Raw genomic sequence first — 6,143 nt, 5'->3', positions numbered from 1 at the left:
AATTTTAGAATTAATCATGGCTTTATTTCTTATGCCCTTTTTTTCTGTTTAGCTATTATAAATTACAAGAATTACCTTTAATCTTCTAAGTACCTTTTTTTGAAACTTCTTCCCATCATCAATTCATTTTTATCAGTGAGTTTTGCAATTACCTATCAGTGAGAAAAGAGAAAATTTTGTTTCTATTTTCCTCTTTCACACTGACTTTCACCAGGGAGGTAATATTTGATGCAGAAAATGTTTTGTATCTGAGAAAAAATTTTTAGGAATTGAAAAAAGCCCGAATGGATTCTGTTATCCAAACGAGCTTTTAATATGACATGATTCTACATGTTGTAGACCTTAACTATCCCATAATAAGAATAAGATTTTTTAAAAAATTACTTTTTTCACGTAGGTAAAATTTACACTTTAACCTCATAGCAGTGATCTCCTTATTTCATCACTTTTCTGGTTAGGTTCTAAATCAAGACCCAGTAAGCTTTTACCGTCCCGTATTTTCTTTGAAGTTTCGTTTATTTCCGAAAAATATTTTTTTGTTTTATCTATGAATTCAATGGAATTTTCTGATAAATATCTAATTTGTAAAATTTCAGGTTTATTTTTCCTTAATAGCTTCCCTGTCACGTATTTTTATAAAGTTTTTACACGTATAAGAGTAAGAGTCTTCTAATCCAGCACTGCCATTAGAAGGCTCTTAAAACGCGCATTTAATTATCTGCCAATCTGTGCATTAGTAAATTAGAAGTAGGATTGCCCTCATTCTGTCTTTACCATTTATCCGTCTTGGGTGCATCGGGATGCAGGGTGTATTTTTTGAGCGGCACTGTCCGGTCGCGGCCCAGATACATCGAATAATACGGCGGAATCGAATTGACCATCGCCACAAGCTTTTTCTTTTCCTCGTTGATTTTCAGAGGGTTGATATTCGGCAGGTCATCCACCGTAATAGGCCGCCCTTCAATACCAGCAAACCGCTTGATGCGTTCCAGCATATAGCGTATGTCATAACGGGAAGGATAGACTTCCAGCACATCCTTTTCAAGGCAGGTGAGCTTGTAGACCGTCTCCATGGCGGTGCGCACCGACAGCTCGACCGTAAACGAAGCATCGTCCGGGTGCTCGACATACTGCCCGAGAAAGCCGAGATTGGTGCATCCGTCCGGTACATAATTCGGGCAATCCGAGAGCTTACGAGGCATAAAATGTGCGCCGATGTAAGGCATCATGCAGGTGGAAACATACGTGTGTTTGAGCAGTTCATCCTTCATATCCAGCATGTTCAGCTGGTAAAGGAATTCCGTCATGATTTCGTCGCCGGTGCACTCAGCCATCGGTTTTTTGATATAGTCGCCGACACGTTCGCCGTAAAGGCCGTCCGCCCACAATACATCTTCATCGTCCGCCTGATCAGGAAAAAAGGGCTTATGATGAAGTACGAAGGATATATCCCAGCTCGAATCCCGAAGCGTAACGGCACCGCCGGTGCCGGCTTTGCTACCGGTCAGGCGTTCGAGGCGTTCGACAAACTGAGGGTAGCCTTTGATGGTCGGAAAAAAGGACATCCACTTGGTCTTGTCGATCTTGTCCAGGAAGTTGTCTGGATTCCCGAACTTCTTATCCTTTTTCGCGAGATTCTGCCACAAGGTGAACAGGCTGAGATCGGAGGTATCACGGTTGATTTTTGCCACAGTATGGTTATCCCCGAAAGTGTAATTAGTGGTCAGCGAACCGATAGTGGCAAAAACCAGATCGTGTTCTCCGACGTCAATGGTCTGTTCCTGTCCGTTCTGGCGGAGCAGAATGGCTTTGACCGTATTACAGGCATCGTCCATTGTTAGATCATACACTGAGCAGCCGTAGGCAGTCTTGACTCCTTGATTGCTCAGCCATGTCATAAGGGGCTTGATCATGGCATCGTATTCATCGTATTTCGTATGGATAATGCCTTCCAGATATTCATTGCGGGTCAACATCGCAAAACGTTGGAAGTAGCGCCGACACTCGATGGCGCTGTGATAGGTCTTGAAGGCAAGGCAGCTGTGGAAGCACAGCCATAAGCTGCTGCGGAAGAATGATGGGCCGAAAAAGTTCTCGATGGCCTTGTCTTCCAGCGCGGATTCCGGCAGCGACATAAAATGCTCCATCGCTTTCATATCCTGTGGTTCGAGTTTATAATCGTGCACCTTATCATAGATCTCGCCGTTTTTTGTCAGAATGCGGGCTTCCGAATGGATGGGCTCATCACGATTGAAATCCACGATATCGTCGAGAACGGTGCGGTTTTTGTTTTCGAGCGAGGGTATCTTGCTATACAAATACCAGAGGCATTCCATAAATTGTTCCATTTCACGTTCGCCGCGGCAGAGGTATCCGAATTTACCTCGTACGCCGTCACAGCAGCCACCGACATCGTTGAAACGTTCCAAGATCGTGATGTTTTCACCGGGCATCCCTGCGTCGTCCACGAGAAACGCAGCTGTTGCAAGTCCGGCAAGGCCTCCTCCGACAATGTATGCTTTACGTTGTTCGATATTCTGCGGCTTTTTGGCGTGGTACATAGTTTTGTAAATGTTCATAATCATCTTCCTTTCTATTCAGAGGGCTTCTTATTGCCATCCTTTAATGGTTTTAGTATAACCAAATCGCAATATTTTTAAAATTGACACATGAATTGGGCTGTCAAAAGTTTTTACACCCAGTTATCAGTGTAAAGATCCACCAATTCATAAAAAAGAAGCTATCTTCTCCCAAAAGCTAAAAAGTGATATAATGTTGGCAAGTAAAAAAGGTGGTGATACTATATGCTGAAAACGGCAAAATACGCATTTGCTGATTCTTTGAAAAAGATGCTTGAGACAAAAACACTAGATCACATTACAGTTACCGATATTGTGCAGGATTGTGGTACGACACGGCAGGCGTTTTATTATCATTTCAGTGATATTTATAGTCTACTCGAATGGATCTATATTCAGAAAGGCGAGTCTTTGTTGAAAAACCACCGCGACATCGATACTTGGCAGCAGGGTTACCGGCTGATCCTCGATTGGATGCAGAGTAACAGGCAACTCGTTGTCAATACTTTCCGCTCAATCAACCGCGAGTATCTGGAAACGTTTATGTACAACTGGCTTTTTCCCATGCTTTATGATGTTGTGGAACAACTGGCATCAGGTTTGAATGTCAAGAAAGAAAATAAGGAATTTATCGCGCATTTTTATACCCTTTCCCTTACAGCAATCAGTTTATACTGGGTGCGCACCGGAATGAAGGAAACCCCGGAAACTATTGTCTGGCAGGTAGAAATGACTATGAAAGATAATTTTGTAAGGGCTCTGGAAAGATACGCCGAGCATTCCTGAATCTCTCGATTCACTCCTTTTTTGCCTAAATAAGCTAAATAAATTGTAACCAAGATAAGGGTGTTCCAATTCAATTTTCTTTCTCAATCTGCTGATTAAAGCCATTATATTACTGCCATCATAGGCATAAGGCTCTTTCCATACCTTCTCGTAAATTTGCTGTTTTGTTAAAATCCGTCCTTGATTTCTTGCACAGAATAATAAAATGCCAAATTCTTTTGGAGGAAGTGCCATTGGTTTATCACGTACTGTAACTGTCCGATTATCCAAATCTATGATCAAATCATCATATAACATTTTTTTGTGTGTCGATTGTGTTTAGACGCATATAGCGCCGAATAAGAGAGCTGACACGGGCTAAAAATTCATCCATATCAAAAGGCTTTGTCAAATAATCATCTGCACCCATTCGAAGACCGTGAACTATACTGCTGCTGTCGTTTTTGGAAGTCAGCATAAGTATGGGGGCACTACTTATTTCTCTGATTTTTTCAAGTGTTTCAAATCCATCAATTCCCGGCATCATAATATCAAGGACTACAAACTGATAATCATTGTCTGCAAGAGCAGTTAAAGCATCATGACCAGAATAGCGGCAATCGACTATGATTTCTTCTGTACTCACACTTTTTTGGAGTAAGCTGCATAATTCTTTGTCATCATCTACAATCAAAATTCTATTTTTCATCATATATAATTGCTGTCTATCTCGTTTTTAAATCCACACAGATTTTATTTACTATTTATACAGAAATTTTCTAATATTAAAATAGTTTTAATAGGATTTTAGCAAAGGTTACTGCTTTTCACACAATGCTATATTTTTCATATATTAATGTTTTTCTACATATATTTTAAGAATCCTTTATCTTTTTTAATATATAAGGGAAGTTGTTAACTAAAATTGCAAGTTTCATTTTGCTTCTGAATAAGGAGGAAGTTTAACAGTTATTTTTGTGCCGCAGTTTATCTTGCTTTCTACACTGATAGTTCCATGGTGGGCAGTAATAATCTGTTTTACAATGGTCATGCCGAGTCCTGTACTTCCTGTTGGAGAATCTGTAGAAGTACCTCTGTAGTAGCGGTCAAACATGTGATTTATATCATATTCATTCATTCCGCTGCCATTATCACAAATTTCTACTTCAACATAAGATTCACGGCTTAATTTGACAGTGACTGATGTATCTTCCGGGTTGTGTACTACTGCATTTACTAACAGATTTGAAAATGCCCGTTTCAATAATTCAGTATCGCCCGAAACGAATAACTCTTTTTCTTCCCCAATCATCTCAAAATGATTTTCCTTTGCAATGGGCATATTCGCTGTTTCTGCCGTCACTCTGCGAACTAATTCCGATAATTCTATCTTTTGGAGATTCATCTTTAGACCTGTAAATTCATCCATACGGAACGCCGTACCCAGATCGTTGATAAGTTCCTCTATATGAGCAGATTTATCGCTGATAATCTGTAGAAACTCTTTCTTTTCTTCCAGACTCCATTTGTGTTTATCGGATAAAAGCATATCCGCATACCCTGAAATATAGGATAGCGGTGTTTTTAAATCATGTGTAATTCCAGCCGCCCAGGTTCGGCGCATTTCGTCAAATTCTTTTCGCTTTTTTTCGTTATGCTGTAAAATATCAGACAATGTTTTCAGATTATCATAGACTTCTCTGTAAAGTCTTTTTGAGAAAAAACTCAAACGTATTCTCTTTCCGGGTAAGTCCAGATATTCACCTCTTGACAATTTTTGTATATTCATCAAAATATCCACTAGAGGGCGTGCAACGTAATAACCATAAAACAGACAGTAAGACAATCCGATAAAAATTGTCACCCAGGCAAGAATTGCAATTTCTGTCTCGTTTTGTGACTGGTGTTGTAGTACCAGCATCCAGTAAATCCCCGGGATCCCCATCAATAACCAGAGTAAAATCTGATGTACTATGAAATTGATGGTAAAACGGACTGTCAAACGTCCATTGGTAAGATCTACTTTCATATTTGCCCACCCTCCGGAAATGAGAATTTATATCCAATTCCACGGATATTTATAATGTAAGAGGGATTCTTCAAGTCTGGTTCCACTTTTTTACGTAATCGGTTAATATGCACTTTTACAGTTTGTTCATCTCCCATACTTTCATACCCCCATACATTTTCATATAACTGTCCTGCGGTAAACACCTGATTTGGGTGTTCCACTAAAAACAGCAGCAATTCAAATTCTTTTGCCGGACAGCTTATTTCCCTGTTATCCACAAGAAGTTTTGCTTCTTTCTTATTTACAGTGACAGTGCCGAAATGATAGATCCCCTGCTTCATTGAATTTTGCCGGTACTGTTTCATCCTCCTGAACTGTACGTTGATTCTTGCAACAACTTCTAGAGGATTAAAAGGCTTAGTAATATAATCATCTCCGCCTATACCGAGGCCTGTTAATTTGTCTAAATCACCGGTTCGGGCAGTGAGGAAAAGAATTGGCACAAATGTATGCTGGCGGATTTTCTGACACAGCTTGAAGCCATCAATATCCGGCAGCATAACATCCAGTACAATTAAATCATAGGTATTTTTCATGATTTTTGTCATAGTTTCTTTCCCTGTTGAAGCACTGTCGATGTTTGTGTAACCTTCTTTGTGTAAGATGGTTTTCAGCATTTTTATGATTCCAAGTTCATCATCAACAAGTAGTATTCTCTGCATAGTCACCTGTTATATCCCCTTTCTGCATTTCCTGCACTTTAATTTTCATTATATAACAGATTGAAA

4 protein-coding genes and 1 pseudogene are annotated in these 6,143 nt (G+C 39.9%); 1 reads left to right on the top strand and 4 read right to left on the bottom strand.

All coding sequences use genetic code 11. The annotated features are described in order from the left end of the window. Positions 1 to 770 precede the first annotated feature (770 nt). Complete coding sequence (locus J5G60_RS03910; RefSeq protein WP_150356255.1) at positions 771 to 2,579, bottom strand: oleate hydratase; 1,809 nt, start codon at positions 2,577 to 2,579, stop codon at positions 771 to 773. A gap of 225 nt (positions 2,580 to 2,804) precedes the next feature. Here J5G60_RS03910 and J5G60_RS03905 point away from each other — a divergent pair, with 225 nt between their 5' ends. Then, the gene (locus tag J5G60_RS03905) at positions 2,805 to 3,365 is read left to right on the top strand and encodes a TetR-like C-terminal domain-containing protein (RefSeq protein WP_150356254.1); all 561 of its coding nucleotides are present in this window, start codon (positions 2,805 to 2,807) and stop codon (positions 3,363 to 3,365) included. 66 nt (positions 3,366 to 3,431) lie between these two features. Here the strand turns inward: J5G60_RS03905 and J5G60_RS03900 are convergent. The 3 genes and pseudogenes from J5G60_RS03900 to J5G60_RS03890 form a co-directional block, all read right to left on the bottom strand. Further along, positions 3,432 to 4,053: pseudogene (locus tag J5G60_RS03900) on the bottom strand (response regulator transcription factor); the annotation flags it as partial. A gap of 225 nt (positions 4,054 to 4,278) precedes the next feature. Beyond that, positions 4,279 to 5,265, bottom strand: coding sequence for a sensor histidine kinase (locus J5G60_RS03895; RefSeq protein ID WP_236035111.1), 987 nt, complete (start codon positions 5,263 to 5,265; stop codon positions 4,279 to 4,281). A gap of 104 nt (positions 5,266 to 5,369) precedes the next feature. Beyond that, positions 5,370 to 6,077, bottom strand: coding sequence for a response regulator transcription factor (locus tag J5G60_RS03890; RefSeq protein ID WP_106009949.1), 708 nt, complete (start codon positions 6,075 to 6,077; stop codon positions 5,370 to 5,372). Between the last annotated feature and the right edge of the window lie 66 nt (positions 6,078 to 6,143).

Source organism: Clostridium sp. HV4-5-A1G, assembly GCF_900184915.1.
Lineage (GTDB): Bacteria > Bacillota > Clostridia > Clostridiales > Clostridiaceae > Clostridium_B > Clostridium_B aromativorans.
This window is presented reverse-complemented; position numbering and strand designations above follow the sequence as displayed.

Bases quoted from the DNA above. Each gene is read 5' to 3' on its own strand.
- J5G60_RS03910 (WP_150356255.1), bottom strand. From the start codon at position 2,579: ATGAACATTTACAAAACTATGTACCACGCCAAAAAGCCGCAGAATATC.
- J5G60_RS03890 (WP_106009949.1), bottom strand. From the start codon at position 6,077: ATGCAGAGAATACTACTTGTTGATGATGAACTTGGAATCATAAAAATG.
- J5G60_RS03895 (WP_236035111.1), bottom strand. From the start codon at position 5,265: ATGCTGGTACTACAACACCAGTCACAAAACGAGACAGAAATTGCAATT.
- J5G60_RS03905 (WP_150356254.1), top strand. From the start codon at position 2,805: ATGCTGAAAACGGCAAAATACGCATTTGCTGATTCTTTGAAAAAGATG.